The organism is Vreelandella venusta, assembly GCF_044809155.1.
GTDB classification, from domain to species: Bacteria; Pseudomonadota; Gammaproteobacteria; order Pseudomonadales; family Halomonadaceae; genus Vreelandella; species Vreelandella venusta_B.
Map to the genome: position 1 here is coordinate 3,425,793 of NZ_CP085241.1, position 17,096 is coordinate 3,442,888.

Below are 17,096 nucleotides of genomic sequence, written 5' to 3' on the forward strand. Positions count from 1 at the left end.
CAGAGTTTTAAGAATAAGCACGCCATTGCCTTGAGTGAGGCAACATTGTGAATCACACCACGCTGCGGATAAGCGCATGGCGGACGTAAGCGAAACCAGCTGTGGATAACTCAAACCGTCAAATGCTGCTTAATCAGCTCGTTAGAGAGTTCACTGATCTCGCCTTTAGCCACTGGGCGGCCGCGATCCATAATCACGAAGCGGTCGGCGTATTTGCGGGCAAAGGGCAGCTTTTGCTCCACCAGCAGCACCGTTAAACCATCCTCTTTGATCAGTTGGCGAATCACCTGGCCGATTTGGGCGACGATATTGGGCTGAATGCCCTCCCCCGGCTCATCTAAAATCAGAAGTTTAGGCTCGATCACCAGCGCGCGGCCAATGGCGAGCTGCTGCTGTTGCCCGCCGGATAAATCGCCGCCCCGGCGGTGCTTCATCTCTTTGAGCACCGGAAACAGCTCGTAGATGCGCTCGGGGATTTTTTTCAGCCCGTCGCCCCGGGCAGCCAGGCCAGTGCGCAGGTTCTCCTCCACCGTGAGCAGCGGGAAGATTTGCCGCCCTTGGGGCACAAAACCGATGCCCATGCGCGAGCGTGCTTCCACGGCTTTTTTGGTGAGTTCGATCTCGCTGCCATCGCCCTGGTAGCGCAGCTGGCCGCTTTTCACCGCGACTTCGCCCATGATGGCTTTCATCAGCGTGGTTTTACCCACCCCGTTGCGGCCCATCACGCAGGTGCACTGGCCTTCAGGCACGTCTAGGTCTAAGTCCCACAGTGTATGGCTCTCGCCGTAGAACTGGTTGAGCTTTTCAATCGCTAGCATCAGGCGCTCTCCTCTTCATCCGACCCTAGATACACTTCGACCACTTTGGGGTCGTTGGAGACCTGATCCATGCTGCCTTCGGCCAGCACGCTGCCCTGGTGCAGCACGGTTACCTTGCGGGCAATCGAGCGTACAAAGCCCATGTCATGCTCAACCACCACCACAGACTGTTTACCCGCAAGGCCGGTGAGCAGCTCAGCGGTGCGCTCCATCTCCTGCTCGGTCATCCCCGCCACCGGCTCATCTACTAACAGCAGGCGCGGGCGCTGCATTAACAGCATGCCGATCTCCAGCCACTGTTTTTGGCCGTGGGAAAGAATCCCTGCTGGCTGGTAACGCATCTCGGCCAGGCCAATCGTTTCCAGCACTTCATTAATACGATCTTTAATTTCACCGGTCATGCGGGCAGTAAGCGTGGGGAAAATCCGCTTGTCGGCGGCCATGGCAAGCTCCAGGTTCTCGAATACGCTCAGCGCTTCAAACACAGTGGGCTTTTGGAACTTGCGACCAATCCCCAAACTGGCAATATCCGGCTCATTCATTTGCAGCAGGTTATGGCGGCTGCCGAACCACACGCTGCCTTCGGTGGGCCGGGTTTTGCCGGTGATGATGTCCATCATGGTGGTTTTACCGGCCCCGTTAGGGCCGATAATGCAGCGCAGTTCGCCGTCATCAATGGTCAGGTTTAAGTTGTTGATTGCCTTGAAGCCATCAAAGCTCACCGAGACATCTTCCATATACAGAATCGGGCCATGACGCACATCCACCGGTGACGCCTGAGGCGCCATAAAATCAAACACCCGATCCCGCGTGGTTAGCGATTGCAATAAGCTCATGCGGCAGCCTCCTTCGGCACGGTATCGGATTGTTTGCGGCGTTTTAGGTGGGGCAACAGCCCCGCCACGCCTTTGGGTAGCAACACGGTGACCAAGACAAACAGCGCGCCCAGGGCAAACAGCCACGCATCGGGCATCACGCCGGTAAAAATTGTTTTGGCGTAGTTGACTAAAATCGCCCCGATAACCGCCCCATATAGCGTGGCACGGCCTCCCAGCGCCACCCACAGCACAATTTCAATCGAGAAAATCGGTGAGAACTCACTGGGGTTGATAATCCCTACCTGAGGGACATAAAGCGCGCCCGCCAAGCCTGCCAGCATGGCGGAAACCACGAATACAAACAGCTGAAAACGCTCCACCCGGTAGCCAATAAAGCGCGTGCGCGCCTCGGCATCCCGCGTGGCCACACACACTCGGCCAAGCTTGCTAGTGACAATCGCGCGGCAAAGAATGTAGCCCAGCGCCAGCGCAACCCCAGTGGCAATAAACAGCCCTAAACGAGTGTCGTCACTACGCAGGTTGTAGCCCAGCAGCTCGCGAAAATCGGTCAGTCCGTTGTTGCCACCAAAGCCCATCTCATTGCGGAAGAATGCCAACATCAGGGCAAAGGTCAGCGCCTGGGTAATAATCGACAAATACACCCCAGTGACCCGCGAGCGAAACGCTAAAAAGCCGAATACCAATGCCAATAACCCAGGGGCTAACAGCACCATGGCAAAGGCAAACCAGGCCATATCAAAGCCGAGCCAGTACCAGGGCAGGCTGTCCCAACTGAGAAACACCATAAAATCCGGCAGCACCGGGTCGCCGTAGGTACCGCGATCACCAATTTGGCGCATCAGGTACATGCCCATGGCGTAGCCGCCAATGGCAAAAAACGCCCCGTGGCCAAGGCTCAAAATGCCCAAATAGCCCCACACTAAGTCCACTGATACGGCGAGCAGCGCGTAGCTTAAATACTTGCCGAACAGGTTCACGGTGTAAGCATTCACGTGTAGCGGGTGGCCTTGGGGTACCGCCAAGTGCAGCACGGTGACCAGCAGCAGCGCAGCAAACAGCACGCCAAGAAAGACCTGCGTGGCCCGTTCGCTAAACGGGCGGGTTAGCCAAAACTGGCTTGAGGATGAGTGCGTCATCATAGGTTAGCCCTCCGCAGCCCGGCCCTTCTGCGGGAAGAGTCCACGCGGGCGTTTTTGAATAAACAGAATGATGAACACCAGCACAATGATCTTGGCCAACACGGCACCTGCCCAGGGTTCCAACACTTGGTTGATAATGCCCAGGGAAAGCCCGGCCACCAGAGTGCCCCATAGATTTCCCACGCCGCCGAAAACGACGACCATAAAGGAATCAATAATGTAGTTCTGGCCCAGATTGGGGCCTACGTTAGTGAGCTGTGACAGCGCCACGCCAGCCAAGCCCGCCACGCCAGAACCTAGCGCGAAGGTCATAATATCGACGCGAGTGGCGCGAATCCCCATGGAACGTGCCATGGCGCGGTTCTGGGTCACGGCGCGCACTTCAAGCCCCAGGCGCGTGCGACGCATAATCAGCATCAGCCCGGCAAACACCACCAGCGCAAAGCCAAGCACGTACATACGGTTGAGGGTCAGCGAGAGCGCATCGTTAACTACCAGCGAGCCGCTCATCCACTCCGGTGTCACAACCGAGCGGTTCTGCGGTGAAATCACCGTGCGCACTAGCTGTTGTAAAATCAGGCTGATACCGAACGTCGCCAGCAGGGTTTCCAGCGGGCGTCCCTTCAGAAACTGAATGACGCCCCGCTCAATGGCAATGCCCACAAGGGCGGCCACCATAAAGCCTGCGGGGATCGACAGAATTAGCGCCAGCCCCGGCTGGCCGGGCAACAGTTGTTGCATCATCCAGGTGGTATAAGCGCCCAGCATGATGAGCTCGCCGTGGGCCATATTGATCACACCCATCACGCCAAAGGTGATGGCTAAGCCAATGGCCGCGAGTACTAATACCGAGCCAAGCGAAAGCCCAAAGTAGAGCGTTTCTAAGCCACGATTAATTTTGAGATTCTGCTCAATGCTGATCAGCGCTTCATTAGCGGCATCGGCAATAATGGGATCATCGCTATTCGCTGCCCGGCTAAGCGCGACGCGAACCCGCGGATGCAAACTGCCTCGCAGCGTTTCAACGCCTTCCAGCTCGCCGCTTTCAACGTGATAAATCGCCAGCGCTTGAGTCAGCCTGCGCGATACCTCGGCGTCTTCTTCCTCAGCGATCAGTTCACTAAGCGATTCGGCCAGCGCTTCGTCAACCTCACCCAGCAGTCGGCTGGCTGACGTACGACGGCGCTCTACGTTGGGGGAATACAAATCCACCACGGCAATAGCGCTACGTAACTGATTACGCAGCGCATTGTTGATACCGATACGATCTAAGTCACGCCGAGACATTTCTCCCAGCGGTTCACCGGTCAATGCATCTGCTACTGGCCAATCGCGGCCTTGATTGTCGAGCACCACCACAAAGCGGCCGTCGTCCGTGCGCTGCAAACGTCCATCCAGCAAGGACTGCAGCCAATCACGCGCGCGCTCATCATCGCTTTGCAAAATAGCGATAATCGCTTCGCCTTTGGCCGGGTAGGATCGCACGTCCAGCGCTTCGAGTAGCTCAAGCGCCGCTGCGTCATCAGCCTCAACGGCGGCGCTTGTTTGTGCCTGAGCGGTGACTGTGACGCTTAACAACAGCAGGCACAGCAGCCCCAAGGAAAGGAAACGCCTCATAGGGTTCTTCCTTTGGTTATATTAAAAACAGTGATCTAAAAACGGGAAGATAGTGTGCTCCCCCACCACTCAGCGTTTAGCCAAGCGGCGGGGGATCATCATTTACTCAGCGAGGGCGGCTTCGGCTTCTTCTGCTGCGGTGCTACCGCCACAGGAGCCGTTCACCACGTTGAAGTTGCCGCAGCGCATGGGGGCACGCCAGTCGGCGATCAAATCACGCGAGCCAGGCAGGTAGTCAGACCACGCATCGCCTGCCACGGTAGACGGCGTTTGCCAGACGATATCGAACTGGCCATTGTCTTGAACTTCCCCAATCAGCACCGGCTTGGTGATGTGATGGTTGGGCATCATCGCCGCATAGCCACCGGAAAGGTTGGGAACCGTCACGCCAATAATCGCGTCTTTCACCGCATCCACGTCGGTAGTGCCCGCTTTACGCACCGCTTCGGCCCACATGTTGAAGCCAATGTAGTGCGCTTCCATGGGGTCGTTGGTAACCGCCATATCATCACCGGTGTAGTCAATCCAGGCGTCGATAAAGTCGTAGTTGGCGTCAGTATCGACGCTCATAAAGTAGTTCCAAGCCGCTAGGTGACCCACCAGCGGGCCAGTATCAATACCGGTGAGCTCCTGCTCGCCCACTGAGAAGGCAATAACGGGGATATCGGCAGCGTCGATGCCCTGGTTAGAAAGCTCGGTGTAAAACGGCACGTTGGCATCGCCGTTAATCGTTGAGATCACGGCCGTGGGCTTACCCTCTTCACCAAAGCGGCGGATTTCTGACACGATGTTCTGCCAATCTGAATGGCCGAACGGCGTGTAGTTGACCATGATGTCCTCATCGGCGATGCCATGCTCATCTTTGAGGAACGCTTCTAGAATGCGGTTGGTGGTGCGAGGATAGACATAATCGGTGCCGACCAGCGCAAAGCGTTCGATACCCACTTGATTAATCAAATACTCAACCGCCGGGATCGCCTGCTGATTAGGCGCGGCCCCGGTGTAAAAGACGTTTTCCGAAGACTCCTCACCTTCATACTGCACCGGGTAGAACAAGAGGCCGTTAAGCTCTTCCACCACCGGCAGTACGGCCTTGCGGGAAACAGAAGTCCAGTTGCCGAAGATCACGTCGACCTCTTCTTGCGCCAGTAGCTCTCTAGCACGCTCGGCAAATAGCGGCCAGTTAGAGGCGGGGTCAACAACCACCGCTTCAAGCTGACGGCCCAACAAGCCACCCGCGTCGTTTTGCTGCTCAATCAGCATCTCAACGGTGTCTTTGAGAACGGTCTCACTGATTGCCATGGTGCCGGAAAGTGAGTGAAGAATACCGATCTTGATCGGATCGTCTTCTTGGGCGATGGCCTGGGCGCTGCCACCCATAACGGCGGCGGCAATTAAGGCAGTGGTAAAACGGCCAAGAGTGCGAGGGTGTGTCTTGCGCTGCAGTGTGGTCACGTGAACCTCCTTGCGCCCCTTATGCGTGGGGCTCGGTATGTTGGCTGCGTGCTAAACCATCTGCTGTGCCTTGCTGCTGCCGGCATTAGTGCGCTTTAGCACGCCCACGAGAGTGGTGACCAACACCTGCAAGGGGTGCGCCACACTGGAACAAAAGGCTTTTATCAATTAAATATCAGATGTTTAGAAGTATGTTAAAAATTAACTAACCTCCGTTTACGCACTAAGGTAGCGCGCTAACACATCGTTCATGCACGGCTTGAAGGCGCCCAGAGAGCACCCTGCACCAAAAAAGTACTCGCAATGACTGCTCGCCCAAAAACCATAAAAAAAGCGCCCTAGCGTGAGCTAGGGCGCTGAGCCTCTACTAAGCGAGCAGCGATTAAACTGTTAAACGCTTGCGGCGCTTCTTCAGCAGCGGTAAACCAAGCGACAGTACCGCAATCACCAGTAGCGACAGAGAAATCGGCTTGTCGATAAAGGTCGTCCAATCACCGCCGGAGATCTGCAGCGCGCGGCGCATGGACTCTTCCATGATGTTGCCTAAAATCAGCGCCAGAATCAGCGGCGCGGCGGGGAAACCAAACAGGCGCATGCCCAGACCTACCAGGCCAAAGCCCAATAGCAGCAGCAGGTCGAACACGCTGAAACTCATGCCGTAAACACCGATCATGCAGAAGATCAAAATCAGCGACAGCAGCAGCGGTTTGGGCAGATCGAGAATCTTGGCGATCAGCGGAATCAGCGGCAGGTTAAGCACCAGCAGGAAGATATTGCCGATATACATACTGGCGACCACGCCCCAGAACACATCCGGGCGCTGCTCAAGCATCATCGGGCCAGGATTCACCCCCATTACCAGCAGTGCGCCCAGCAGTACGGCGGTGGTGCCAGACCCCGGCACACCCAAGGTTAACAGCGGTACAAACGAACCGGTACACGCCGCATTATTTGCCGCTTCCGGCGCTGCAACGCCCTTGATATTGCCTTTACCAAAGGTATCACCGTCTTTGGCAATGCGTTTTTCCATGCTGTAGCCCAGAAACGAGCCAATGGTCGCCCCGGCGCCCGGCAGGACGCCAGTAAAAAAGCCCAATACTGAACTGCGGCTAACCGGCCCGGCAATCTGCTTCACTTCACTGCGAGTCAACTTCAATGAGCCAATGGCATTACGCGGCGCTTCTTTGCCTCCGCCCCCGCGCAGCAGCATGTAAAACACTTCGGCTAACGCGAAGATACCCAGCGCGACGACCAGAAAGTCGACACCGTCGAGCAGATGAATAGAGCCAAAGGTAAAGCGCTCGGTGCCGGTTTGCATATCAATCCCGATGATCGAGATCATGACGCCGACCACAGCGGCGATTAAGCCTTTCACCAGCGACTTATCAGAGAGCGACACCACTGCGGTTAAGCCTAACACCATCAACGCGAAGTACTCAGCGGGGCCAAAGCTCACTGCCACTTTGGAGAGCAGTGGCGCAATCAACATCAGGAAGACAACGGAGATAGTACCGCCCACAAAGGAGGAGTAAGCGGCAATTGCCAGCGCCTTACCTGCCAGCCCCTGCTTGGCCATCGGATAGCCGTCAAACGAGGTCGCGACCGTTCCCGCCACGCCGGGGGCGTTCAGCAAAATAGATGAGGTGGAGCCGCCGAAAATAGCGCCGTAATACACCCCGGCCATCAAGATCAGTCCTGAAGAGGGCTCCATCGCGAAGGTAATTGGAATCATCAGCGCCAGCGCGCTGATTGGCCCAAGGCCGGGCAACATGCCGATAATAGTGCCAGCAAAGACACCGGCAAAGACGTAAGCGATATTGATAGGCTCAAGCGCGATGCCAAAGCCATACATTAGATTGTTAAAGGCATCCATGGGAGTGTCTCTCTTTTAAACCCGCTAACAGTGGGCAAGCGCGGCTTAGTTAAAACGGCAGCACGCCAGTGGGTAGGTAAACATCCATTACCCGTGTCATGGTCAAATACAGCGCCAGCACCACTCCAAGTGATGTTGCTAGATTGACCCCATGGCGGCGGTAGCCGTAGTAAGCCGTTAGGCCAACACACAGTAGCGTCGAGGCCAGCACAAAGCCCAGCGGAACGAGTAGGAACGCATAAGCAGCAATGGCGATGGCGGTGACGATCACCCGCGCCCAAGGCGTTAGCAGCAGCGGCCCTTGGGTTTCGGCGTGATCAATCTGATCGGCACCCGCAATAGGGCCAGGACGCTCAAAAAATAAGCACGCTGATAGCAACAGCAAAGAGACGCCTAACACTTTTGGAAACAGATCAGAGTCCACCGGGCGGGGCAGCGGAAAGTTGGGAATTTGCCAGGCCATTGCCAGATAGGCAGCCGCCACTAACGCCACCACAAGCGCTAGCCATTGGTTGGTATTGAATCGAGTCATGAGAAAGCTCTCCGAAGAGGTCGTTGCTATTCAGCAAGACCCTTGCGGTATCAGACGGATGATCCCGGTGGCACGGCTGCCACCGGGGTTGGGACAAGCGCGTCTTACTGGCGCATCAGGCCCAGGTCGGTCAGCACGCTGCTGAACTGCTCTTGTTGCTCATCCAGAAAGGTCGCAAAGGCGTCGCTATCCTGGTAGGCATCAATCCAGCCCAGCTGGTCGCTTGCTTCGCGCCATGCATCCGTTTCAAGCATTTCGGCGAAGAGCGTCTCGTAGTATTCCACCGCCTCGTCCGGCATTTCTGGCGCGCCCATGACGCCACGCCAAATATCGAAGGTGTAGTCGTAACCCTGCTCTTGGTAAGTCGGCACCTCCGCCAAGCCGCCACCCAGACGCTCTTCAGACGAAACGCCCAGTGCGCGCAGCTGGCTACCTTCGCCCAGCTGGCCTACCGCTTCACCGGCACCGCCAATGACAGCCTCGATATGCCCCCCCATAAGGTTGGTCATGGCGTCGCCACCGCCCGAGAAGGGAATGTAGTTAACCGAGGAGGCGTCCATCCCCGCCGCGGAAGCAAGGCCAGCAACTGAGATGTGATCCATGGAACCCGGCGCACTGCCACCGCCCACGCTTAAACTGGGGTTCTCTTTCAGCGCCGTGAAAAGATCATCCAGGGTTTGGTACTCGGAGTCTGCCGCCACCAAAATAATCGAATAGTCGGTATTGATGCGCGCAATCGGCGTGAAATCGGTATGGTCGTAGCGGGAAGCCCCGGCCAGCGGTACCAAAATCATCGGCGGGCTGGTGGCGAAAAGCTTATGCGGATTGCCGCTATCACGGGCTACCTGGGCCCAAGCCACCGCACCGCCGCCGCCCGGCACGTTAATGGCGGCAAAGCTTTCGTCGGCCAGCGCTTCTTGCTGAATAACGCGGGACATGGTGCGTACCAGCGTATCCCAGCCACCGCCTGGGTTGGCCGGCGCTACAAACTCGATTGAACGGCTGGGTGTCCACTCTTGCGCTTGGGCAGACGTTGTCATGGCAAGGGCAGCCATCGGTAAGGCAAGCACGGCAAAGCGCTTAAGAGGAAGCGTGTTCATGGCGTTCTCCACAGTCAGTTATGTTGTTATGCGCGGTAATCTACACGCGTCAATTGTGGTTACGCCATGAACGTTAGAAGACCGCCCCCACCTCCAACAAGCTTATGCCCATTAATAACAAACTGTGCTTTTTGTGCGTTTTGTTCATTTTGTTCACGACCACTTGATAACAGCGCGTTTACAGTGACTCCAGCCAGGTTGAGGAAGATGCCAACAGCCGGTAGCGGCGTTCAGGGCGGCCAACATCGCCATAGCCAATTTCCGCGTTAACCGCCTGTTCAGCCACTAAAAACTCCAAATAACGCCGCGCCGTTGAACGGCTGGCACCCATCGCTTGCGCTACCTGCATCGCCGTTTGGGAGTCATGTTCGGCGGCCAGCGCTTCGACCACACGGCGCAGGGTCAAGCGGTCAATGCCTTTAGGCAGCGTTCGCGCCGCTAGCCGCTGAGGTTCACCGGGCTGTAAGCGGGCGAGCACCTGATCCAGCTCGTCTTGACTCATCTCGGCGCGATTCGCCAATGCCTCACGCTCGCGGCGAAAGCGCGTCAGCATTTGCGTCATACGCGCTGCTTCAATCGGTTTAATCAGATAATCAAAGACGCCACCACGCAACGCTTCGCTGATGGTCTCTACTTCGCGGGCGGCGGTCACCATCACGATATCTACATGCACGTAGTCGCGGCGAATGGCCCATAGCAGCTCCAGGCCCTCCACATCGGGCAAATACGCATCCAATAAAATCAGTTGGACGGCATCCGCGTGCTGGGCCATCAGGGCTTGGGCTTCGTTACCATTACGCGCCAACCCCACCACGTAAAAGCCGTCGCTCTGCTCAATAAAAGCCTTATGGATATCGGCAATGCGAAAATCGTCTTCGACGACCAAAATGCCGTATTGCGTCGCAGACATCGTGTTTCCTCTTCCTGGCGTCGTTATTATGTTTTAAGGCGTTGTGGCTACTGGATGGCACAGCGAGCGATCCAACACAGCAATAAAGCATGCACCGCCTAACTCGCTCTCTTCTAAGGTTATCTCGCCACCGTGCTGATGGCACAGCCGCGCAACCAGCGCTAAACCAATGCCACGATGTTTACCGGTTTTGGTCGAAAACCCATCTTGAAAGACCGATGCCGCATGCTCGCTAGGGACACCTGAACCGTTATCCTCTACTTCAATCAACAGCTGTTCGCCTAAATCCGTGAAGAACAGACGGACTTTTGGCGACTCCCTGTTGGGTCCATTCAGTGCGGCATGGCAGGCGTTATCTAATAAGTTGCCCACCACGCTCATCATGACTTCTTGCCCGGTGACCGTCAGCGGGCAAGAGAGTGAGCTCTGCTCATCAATTTCCAGCGCGACGCCTAGCTCTCGTGCTCGCGTCAACTTACCCAGCAAGATGCCGCTGAGCACTGCGTCGGCCACGTGCCGCATTAAAAAGCTCATTTGCGCTTGAGCACGCTCGGTTTCCTGGTGGATCAGCGCTAGCGCTTCATCAACGCGGTTAAGCTGTAGAAGCCCGGAAATGGTGTACAGCTTGTTGGAAAACTCGTGGGCCTGGGCACGCAGCATATCCACATCCCGGCTTGCCTGGGTCAATGCCTGGGAAAGATCAATAATTTCACGGCGGCTGCGAAACGTCGCAACGGCGCCTTCAATTTCACCTTCGTGCACAATCGGCACGCGGTTGGCCACCACGGGATGGTCGCCTAGCCACATCTCCTGGTCAAACTCCTGCTCGCCGTGCTTTAACACCTCGATTAAGCGCGAATTGGGCACTACCTCTCGAATTGGCTGCCCCAGTATGGCCTGTTCATCCGGTAGCCCTAAAAAGCGTCGCGCCTGCTGATTCACCAACGTGACCTGGCCATCGCGGTTAACCGCCAGAATGCCTTCGTGGATGGATTGTAGAATGGCCTCTTTTTCCATGGCCAAGCGGGCTATTTCATACGGTTCCAAACCAAGGATGACTTTTTTCAGGTGCTGCGATAGCCAATATGCCCCTGCAAACCCCAACAAAATCATCAGCGCCACCAGCGCCCACCCTAAGCTGGTATAGCGAGCTACATCCATATCTACCCGCTCTAGCATGAAGCCTACCGACACCACCCCGATGATGTTGCCTTCTTCATCCCAGATGGGCGTTTTACCCCGCATGGCGGTTCCCAACGTGCCGGTGGCTTCCGATACGTAGGACTGCCCATATACCAGCGCCTGCTCGTTATCACCGCCCACCATGGGCTGACCAATGCGCTCAGGCACCGGGTGTGAGTAGCGAATCGACTGGGCGTTGCCCACCACCACGTAGCGCGCGCCGGTCTCCTGACGCACGCGCTCCGCAAGCGGCTGAATAATGAAAGCCGGGTCAGGCGTGGCAAAGGCGTTTATAATCTGCGGCATTCCGGCCACGGTTTTAGCCACGGCCAGTGCCCGCTCGCCCATTTGGTGGGTGATGATCTCGGCTTTGCGGTGGTTCAAATAGGTGCCCTGGGCCAGCAACATGCCCGCTAACAGTAGCCCCACCAGCATCATGACCTGTAGGCGAAAACTGCGCTTATACCAGCGGCGCTTAGCGCGGGTGCGGCGCCAGCGCTGTAATTCCGCCAGCGTACGGGGGCGTGGGGTGCTCATAAGGGAACTCACGATGCGCGACAGCGTCATTATGGCACGCAGCGCCAAGCGGCGTTAGTTGCGCTTTCGCCTCACTTTGCTTATATAGCAGCCACTTACTGTTCTCACGCTCAAGGAGGAGTCACGTGCGACACCTTTTACGCCCCATGGTTTTTACCGTCAGCGCCCTTTGGGCAACGGGTGCCGCCGCCTATCCGTTTTATGCGCCGCCACCGCCTAAAGAGGGCGCCCCGGTGTTTAGTGGCGACGCAGAGCTTGGGTTTAATCAGCTTTCAGGCAATACCGATAGCCGCACGCTTATTGGTAAAACACGCTTAACATGGATTACCGGCGAGCTGACCCACTCGCTGCGCGGTGAAGTGCGCAACGTCAGTAAAGAGGGCAACACAAGCGCTGAGCAGTATTTAGTGGCGGGCCGAGAACGCTACGACTTTAATGGCCCTCACTATTTGTTTGGCTTTGCCCGGTGGGAAAAAGATCGCTTTGCGGGTTACGACCAGCAGCTCTCTGCCATTGGCGGTTACGGCCGGCAAATTATTGAGGGGGAGCGCCACTACCTCTCCCTTGAAGCGGGGCCTGGTTACCGCCATGACAGGCTACGCGACGCCAATAACGAGCGGCTCGCCGTGGCCTATTCCGCGCTTGATTACCGCTGGGAGTTGTCGCCAAACTCTGATGTTAAACAAGAAGTATCCGTTGAGTACACGAACCAAAACACCACATCACGGACACTCACTGCCCTGACAACCCGCTTGAACGCCCGTTTGTCGCTACGGCTCTCCCATGAGATTAAGCACAACTCACTACCGCCGGAAGATGCTAGCGAACGCACGGATCACACCACCAGTGCCTCGCTGCTGTTTCGCTGGTAGTCAAACGCCCCCTGAAAAAACGCTCAGCGCGATTAGCTCATCGTACCCCAAACTAAAACATGTTAGACCTTGGTCTATATTTACGATAAACTATGTCCAGTTTCCTGTCCTCGCGCCATTCATTGAATGGCGCTTTTTTTTGCTCTTAAAAGCGGTGCTTTAACCATAGATGCAACCGCTATCTCCTGACCTAACTTAACAGGTGTTCACATGAACCAACCTCCTAATGCCGAAGGTCGCCAAGCGTTTAGCCTTGGCGACCCCCTTGTGCTGACACTCAGCATCGGCTTCATCGTGGCGTTTCTGGCGCTCTCCTTTTACGATATCGACCTTGTCGCCAACTCCATCAGTACTGGCTTTGCCTGGACGGCACGAGTCTTGGGCAGCTACTTTCAACTGCTGCTGCTACTGACCTTTTTTATTGCCATTGGCGTGGCCATTTCTCCTGCATCAACGGCTAAAATCGGCAACCTTGATGCACCAGAAATGAGCACATTTAAGTGGCTATCCATCATTCTGTGCACGCTACTGGCAGGCGGCGGCGTGTTTTTCGCCGCTGGCGAGCCGGTCTACCATTTTGTGGTCACACCACCGGCGTTTGACACCGAACCCGGTACCGCAGAAGCGGTGTCTGGCGCGCTGGCGCAGTCGTTTATGCACTGGGGCTTTATGGCATGGGCGGTGCTTGGCTCGCTAACGGCAGTCGTACTGGCGCATGCCCACTATGTGAAAGGCCAACCGCTTCAGCCGCGTACGCTGCTCTACCCCGTTTTAGGTGAACGCCTTATGCGCGGCCCACTCGGTTCGATCGTCGATGCGTGCTGCGTGATTGCGGTGGTCGCCGGTACGGTCGGCCCAATCGGCTTTCTGGCGACGCAGGTTAGTTTTGGCCTTCATGAGCTATTTGGCCTGCCCGAAGGCTACACCGGCCAGCTAATGATTTTGGCCGTACTGGGCACTGTTTATGTGCTCTCGTCGATGAGCGGCGTCCACAAAGGCATCCAGCTGCTCAGCCGTTTTAATGTGCTGCTGGCGCTGGCCATTGGTGCGGCCATTTTCATCTTTGGCCCCACGCTGTTTTTGGTCAACACCTACGTCGCGAGCATGGGTGCTTATGCGAGTGAATTCTTCACCATGGCGACCATGACCGCTGAAACCGCCCCGGCGTGGTGGATGCAGTGGTGGACGGTGTTCTTCTTTGCCTGGTTTATAGGCTATGCACCGTTAATGGCCATTTTTGTTGCGCGGATCTCACGGGGTCGCAGTATTCGCCAGATGATTCTAGCGGTTGCGGTGCTGGCGCCAATTGCAACAACCGTGTGGTTTACGCTGCTGGGCGGCTCGGGTATCTATTACCAGCTTAACGGCGTCATCGACCTCACCGAGGCGTTGAATAACTTCCAGTTTGATGTGGCAACGCTGACCGTGGCCCAGGCGCTTCCCGGCGGCACCTGGATGGCACTAGCAATTCTGTTATTGACGACCATTTTTGTCGCCACTACCGGCGACTCGATGAGCTATGCCATTGCTGTTGTCGGTGCGGGTCATGACGCCCCCAGCCCTTACATCCGCGCCTTTTGGGGCATTGCGATGGCGCTGATGGCGGCGGTGCTGCTGTATATGGGCGCGGGACAGATTGGCGCGCTGCAGCAGTTTATTGTGATCACGGCGATTCCCGTGTCGTTGATTTTACTGCCATCGCTGTGGAATGGCCCTCAAGCTGCCTATGCGATGGCGCGGGAGCAGGGCATTATCCAGTAACGCCCTTCCCCTCTGCCTATCGTACTTCTTAAAGCCCTTCCAGCAGTCGCAAAATCATTTGCGGCTGCTGGTTGGCCTGAGCCAAGATGGCGATACCTGCCTGCTGTAAAATTTGTGCGCGGATCAAATTCGAGACTTCCTGTGCGTAATCCGCATCCTGGATGCGCGATCGCGCGGCAGACGTGTTGATAATGTTACTATTCAGGCCATCAATCACACTCTCAAAACGGTTCTGCACCGCTCCCATGTAGCTGCGCTGACGGTCAACACGTTTAAGTGCATCATCCATGGCAGTGAGCGGATTTTCAGTGGCACTGCCATCGTTCAGTACGCTAAAGCCTTCCAAACCTAATGCTTGTAGGCTCATCGCCTCAAAGCGCACGCCAATCACATTGCCTGCATTGGCGCCCACCTGGATATTGAGCGTCTTATCGCTTCCCAACAGGCCGATGCCGTTGAAATTGCTCTGTCCTGCCAAGCGCTCAATCTCTTCCAAGCGCTGGTCAATTTCCCCCTGGATCGACGCCAGATCGGAGGGTGCATTGGTGCCGTTGGCCGCCTGAACGCTTAACTCTCGGATGCGCTGCAGGTTGTCGTTAATCTGGTTAAGCGTGCCTTCGGCGGTTTGCACCATGGAGATACCGTCATTGGTGTTACGGATCGCCTGGTTCATGCCTTTAATTTGTGCCGTCATGCGATTGGCAATCGCCTGACCGGCGGGATCATCCTTGGCGCTATTAATGCGCAGCCCCGACGATAACCGCTGCATGGCGGTTTGCATCGACTGCTGACTACTGCGCAGATTATTTTGCACCAGTAGCGACGTTAGGTTGGTCGCAAGGCTGATCACGCTCGTTCCTCTAAGGGCTACCCCATCAGCGGTAGATTAACGCTGTGGCAGTTACTCTCTTATCGGCCGAGGCGCAAAAAAGGTGAGAGTGAGCCGATTGAAAAAACGCTTTATAGCGCGCTCGCCGAAGGAACAAGAGTGCGCCCAGTAGCGGCCAGCACCTCATCAACGGGGCCGCGCACATAGTCGTGATGATAATAGCCGTTATCAACGACCTCACCGTCCCACGCCACAATATCCAAATCCATGGTTCTAGGGCCGGATTTAATCGGGCCACGTACCCGGCCCAAGCGTGCTTCAACGTCTTTCAAATAAGCACGAAACGCGGCGTAATCAAAAACAGTGCGTACCAATAACGCTGCATTGAGGAAGTCCGGCTGCTGCTGATAGCCCACAGGCGCGGTACGAATCGCCTGGGAGCTAGCTACCAGCTCACACTCCTGTTCTAAAATAGCCAGCGCTTGAGTGTAATGATGCTCGGGCTGAATGTTGCTGCCTAACGAAATTAAGCATTCATGAACAGCCGTATCAGGCGTCGTAGTGAACGGTGTCGTATGTAACGATGAAGACGAAGGCATAGCGGTATCCCAATGTTAGTGCTTATAAGCTGCTTATAAACTGCTTACAAAACCGGAGACTCAGAGACATAACCCGTGCGTAGCGATCAAATCGATTAACGACCCCTAAGAGTAGTCTGCCTGCTATTTTGTTCAAGCTCTGTACAAGATATTGACAAACGCTACGCTCACGCAGAGAGTCATGAGGAACGCGTAAAACGCTGAAACGTTAATCCAATGAGGGAGTCTTATATGAGTTCATCAGCAGCGCTGGTTACTGGCGGCGCGACACGCTTAGGACGCCACTTCGCCGAAGCTCTGGCCGAAAAAGGCTATGATATTGCCCTGCACGTCAACAGCTCCCGCGAGGAAGCCGAAGAGGTGGCGCAAGCCATACGCCAGAAAGGTCAAGCGTGTGAGATAGTGCCGTGCAACTTCTTAAGCGATTCGCTGGAAGACCTTGTCGCTGCTGCTAAACAGCACTTTCCAGGCTTAAACCTGCTGTTAAATAGCGCCTCTGCGTATGAACCAGCGCCTATTGCAGGCACCGACCTAGCGATGCTGGAGACGCAATTCAGGGTCAATATGTTTACACCGCTGCTGCTCACACGGCACTTTGCAGAAGCCGTGGAGAGCGGGCAAGTTGTCAACATCATTGACAATAAAGTGGCCTACCACCAATACCCTTATGCCGCCTATTTACTGTCGAAAAAGAGCCTAGCGGATATGACGCGTATGGCAGCCCTAGAGTTTGCACCACGCCTGCGCATAAACGGTATTGCTCCGGGCGTCGTGTTGCCCGCCTCTCAGCGCACCAGCGACTATATACAGTGGCGCATAGATGGCATCCCGGTGGATCATCAAGGCAGTCCCGCGCACCTTGTACAAGCGCTGCACTACTTATTGGACAACGACTTTGTGGCCGGACAAATACTGTTTGTGGATGGCGGCGAGTCGATCAATTTAGAAGGGCGTCATTCCGAGAATTACGCAGGTTAATCATTAAACCCTCAAACGCACTGGGGCCGCCCTAAGGCGGCCCCAGTATTAACGC

Annotated in this window: 15 protein-coding genes; 3 read left to right on the forward strand and 12 right to left on the reverse strand. The window is 56.0% G+C overall.

Annotated elements, in window-relative coordinates; translation table 11 throughout:
• Positions 1-110 precede the first annotated feature (110 nt).
• The 10 genes from urtE to LG301_RS15885 form a co-directional block, all read right to left on the reverse strand.
• Complete coding sequence (gene urtE / locus LG301_RS15840) at positions 111-818, reverse strand: urea ABC transporter ATP-binding subunit UrtE (RefSeq protein ID WP_404472111.1); 708 nt, start codon at positions 816-818, stop codon at positions 111-113.
• Complete coding sequence (urtD, locus tag LG301_RS15845; RefSeq protein ID WP_404472112.1) at positions 818-1,654, reverse strand: urea ABC transporter ATP-binding protein UrtD; 837 nt, start codon at positions 1,652-1,654, stop codon at positions 818-820. The genes urtE and urtD overlap by 1 nt, the downstream gene beginning before the upstream one ends.
• The gene (urtC, locus tag LG301_RS15850; protein WP_404472113.1) at positions 1,651-2,796 is read right to left on the reverse strand and encodes an urea ABC transporter permease subunit UrtC; all 1,146 of its coding nucleotides are present in this window, start codon (positions 2,794-2,796) and stop codon (positions 1,651-1,653) included. Before urtC ends, urtD begins: the two co-directional genes overlap by 4 nt.
• A gap of 3 nt (positions 2,797-2,799) precedes the next feature.
• A complete protein-coding gene (urtB, locus tag LG301_RS15855; protein WP_404472114.1) occupies positions 2,800-4,413 on the reverse strand; it encodes an urea ABC transporter permease subunit UrtB in 1,614 nt (537 codons plus the stop codon).
• 102 nt (positions 4,414-4,515) lie between these two features.
• A complete protein-coding gene (gene urtA / locus LG301_RS15860) occupies positions 4,516-5,868 on the reverse strand; it encodes an urea ABC transporter substrate-binding protein (protein ID WP_404472115.1) in 1,353 nt (450 codons plus the stop codon).
• A 382-nt stretch (positions 5,869-6,250) separates the two neighbouring features.
• Positions 6,251-7,741 carry a tripartite tricarboxylate transporter permease gene (locus tag LG301_RS15865; RefSeq protein WP_404472116.1) on the reverse strand — a complete coding sequence of 497 codons (1,491 nt, stop codon included), beginning with the start codon at positions 7,739-7,741 and terminating at the stop codon, positions 6,251-6,253.
• A gap of 49 nt (positions 7,742-7,790) precedes the next feature.
• The gene (locus LG301_RS15870; protein WP_404472117.1) at positions 7,791-8,273 is read right to left on the reverse strand and encodes a tripartite tricarboxylate transporter TctB family protein; all 483 of its coding nucleotides are present in this window, start codon (positions 8,271-8,273) and stop codon (positions 7,791-7,793) included.
• A 104-nt stretch (positions 8,274-8,377) separates the two neighbouring features.
• The gene (locus LG301_RS15875) at positions 8,378-9,373 is read right to left on the reverse strand and encodes a Bug family tripartite tricarboxylate transporter substrate binding protein (RefSeq protein ID WP_404472118.1); all 996 of its coding nucleotides are present in this window, start codon (positions 9,371-9,373) and stop codon (positions 8,378-8,380) included.
• A gap of 178 nt (positions 9,374-9,551) precedes the next feature.
• Entirely contained in the window at positions 9,552-10,283 is a 732-nt protein-coding gene (locus LG301_RS15880; protein ID WP_404472119.1) for a response regulator, read from the reverse strand.
• Positions 10,284-10,316: 33 nt separating this feature from the next.
• Complete coding sequence (locus LG301_RS15885; protein WP_404472120.1) at positions 10,317-12,002, reverse strand: ATP-binding protein; 1,686 nt, start codon at positions 12,000-12,002, stop codon at positions 10,317-10,319.
• A gap of 146 nt (positions 12,003-12,148) precedes the next feature.
• Between LG301_RS15885 and LG301_RS15890 the strand changes: the two genes are divergently transcribed.
• Both LG301_RS15890 and LG301_RS15895 read left to right on the forward strand, forming a co-directional pair.
• Positions 12,149-12,874, forward strand: coding sequence for a YdiY family protein (locus tag LG301_RS15890; RefSeq protein ID WP_404475304.1), 726 nt, complete (start codon positions 12,149-12,151; stop codon positions 12,872-12,874).
• A 210-nt stretch (positions 12,875-13,084) separates the two neighbouring features.
• Positions 13,085-14,635 carry a BCCT family transporter gene (locus LG301_RS15895; protein ID WP_404472121.1) on the forward strand — a complete coding sequence of 517 codons (1,551 nt, stop codon included), beginning with the start codon at positions 13,085-13,087 and terminating at the stop codon, positions 14,633-14,635.
• A gap of 28 nt (positions 14,636-14,663) precedes the next feature.
• Here LG301_RS15895 and LG301_RS15900 read toward each other — a convergent pair whose 3' ends face one another.
• Both LG301_RS15900 and folK read right to left on the reverse strand, forming a co-directional pair.
• Entirely contained in the window at positions 14,664-15,485 is an 822-nt protein-coding gene (locus tag LG301_RS15900; RefSeq protein WP_404472122.1) for a flagellin, read from the reverse strand.
• Between the two features lie 110 nt (positions 15,486-15,595).
• A complete protein-coding gene (gene folK / locus LG301_RS15905) occupies positions 15,596-16,063 on the reverse strand; it encodes a 2-amino-4-hydroxy-6-hydroxymethyldihydropteridine diphosphokinase (RefSeq protein ID WP_404472123.1) in 468 nt (155 codons plus the stop codon).
• Positions 16,064-16,294: 231 nt separating this feature from the next.
• Here folK and LG301_RS15910 point away from each other — a divergent pair, with 231 nt between their 5' ends.
• Positions 16,295-17,041 (forward strand): SDR family NAD(P)-dependent oxidoreductase, encoded by a 747-nt coding sequence (locus LG301_RS15910; protein WP_404472124.1) that lies wholly within the window; start codon positions 16,295-16,297, stop codon positions 17,039-17,041.
• Positions 17,042-17,096: the final 55 nt, after the last annotated feature.

Coding starts and splice junctions, on each gene's coding strand:
- LG301_RS15865 (WP_404472116.1), bottom strand. CDS start 7,741: ATGGATGCCTTTAACAATCTAATGTATGGCTTTGGCATCGCGCTTGAG.
- urtD (WP_404472112.1), bottom strand. CDS start 1,654: ATGAGCTTATTGCAATCGCTAACCACGCGGGATCGGGTGTTTGATTTT.
- LG301_RS15875 (WP_404472118.1), bottom strand. CDS start 9,373: ATGAACACGCTTCCTCTTAAGCGCTTTGCCGTGCTTGCCTTACCGATG.
- urtB (WP_404472114.1), bottom strand. CDS start 4,413: ATGAGGCGTTTCCTTTCCTTGGGGCTGCTGTGCCTGCTGTTGTTAAGC.
- LG301_RS15890 (WP_404475304.1), top strand. CDS start 12,149: ATGGTTTTTACCGTCAGCGCCCTTTGGGCAACGGGTGCCGCCGCCTAT.
- LG301_RS15885 (WP_404472120.1), bottom strand. CDS start 12,002: ATGAGCACCCCACGCCCCCGTACGCTGGCGGAATTACAGCGCTGGCGC.
- urtC (WP_404472113.1), bottom strand. CDS start 2,796: ATGATGACGCACTCATCCTCAAGCCAGTTTTGGCTAACCCGCCCGTTT.
- LG301_RS15880 (WP_404472119.1), bottom strand. CDS start 10,283: ATGTCTGCGACGCAATACGGCATTTTGGTCGTCGAAGACGATTTTCGC.
- LG301_RS15870 (WP_404472117.1), bottom strand. CDS start 8,273: ATGACTCGATTCAATACCAACCAATGGCTAGCGCTTGTGGTGGCGTTA.
- LG301_RS15895 (WP_404472121.1), top strand. CDS start 13,085: ATGAACCAACCTCCTAATGCCGAAGGTCGCCAAGCGTTTAGCCTTGGC.
- urtE (WP_404472111.1), bottom strand. CDS start 818: ATGCTAGCGATTGAAAAGCTCAACCAGTTCTACGGCGAGAGCCATACA.
- folK (WP_404472123.1), bottom strand. CDS start 16,063: ATGCCTTCGTCTTCATCGTTACATACGACACCGTTCACTACGACGCCT.
- LG301_RS15910 (WP_404472124.1), top strand. CDS start 16,295: ATGAGTTCATCAGCAGCGCTGGTTACTGGCGGCGCGACACGCTTAGGA.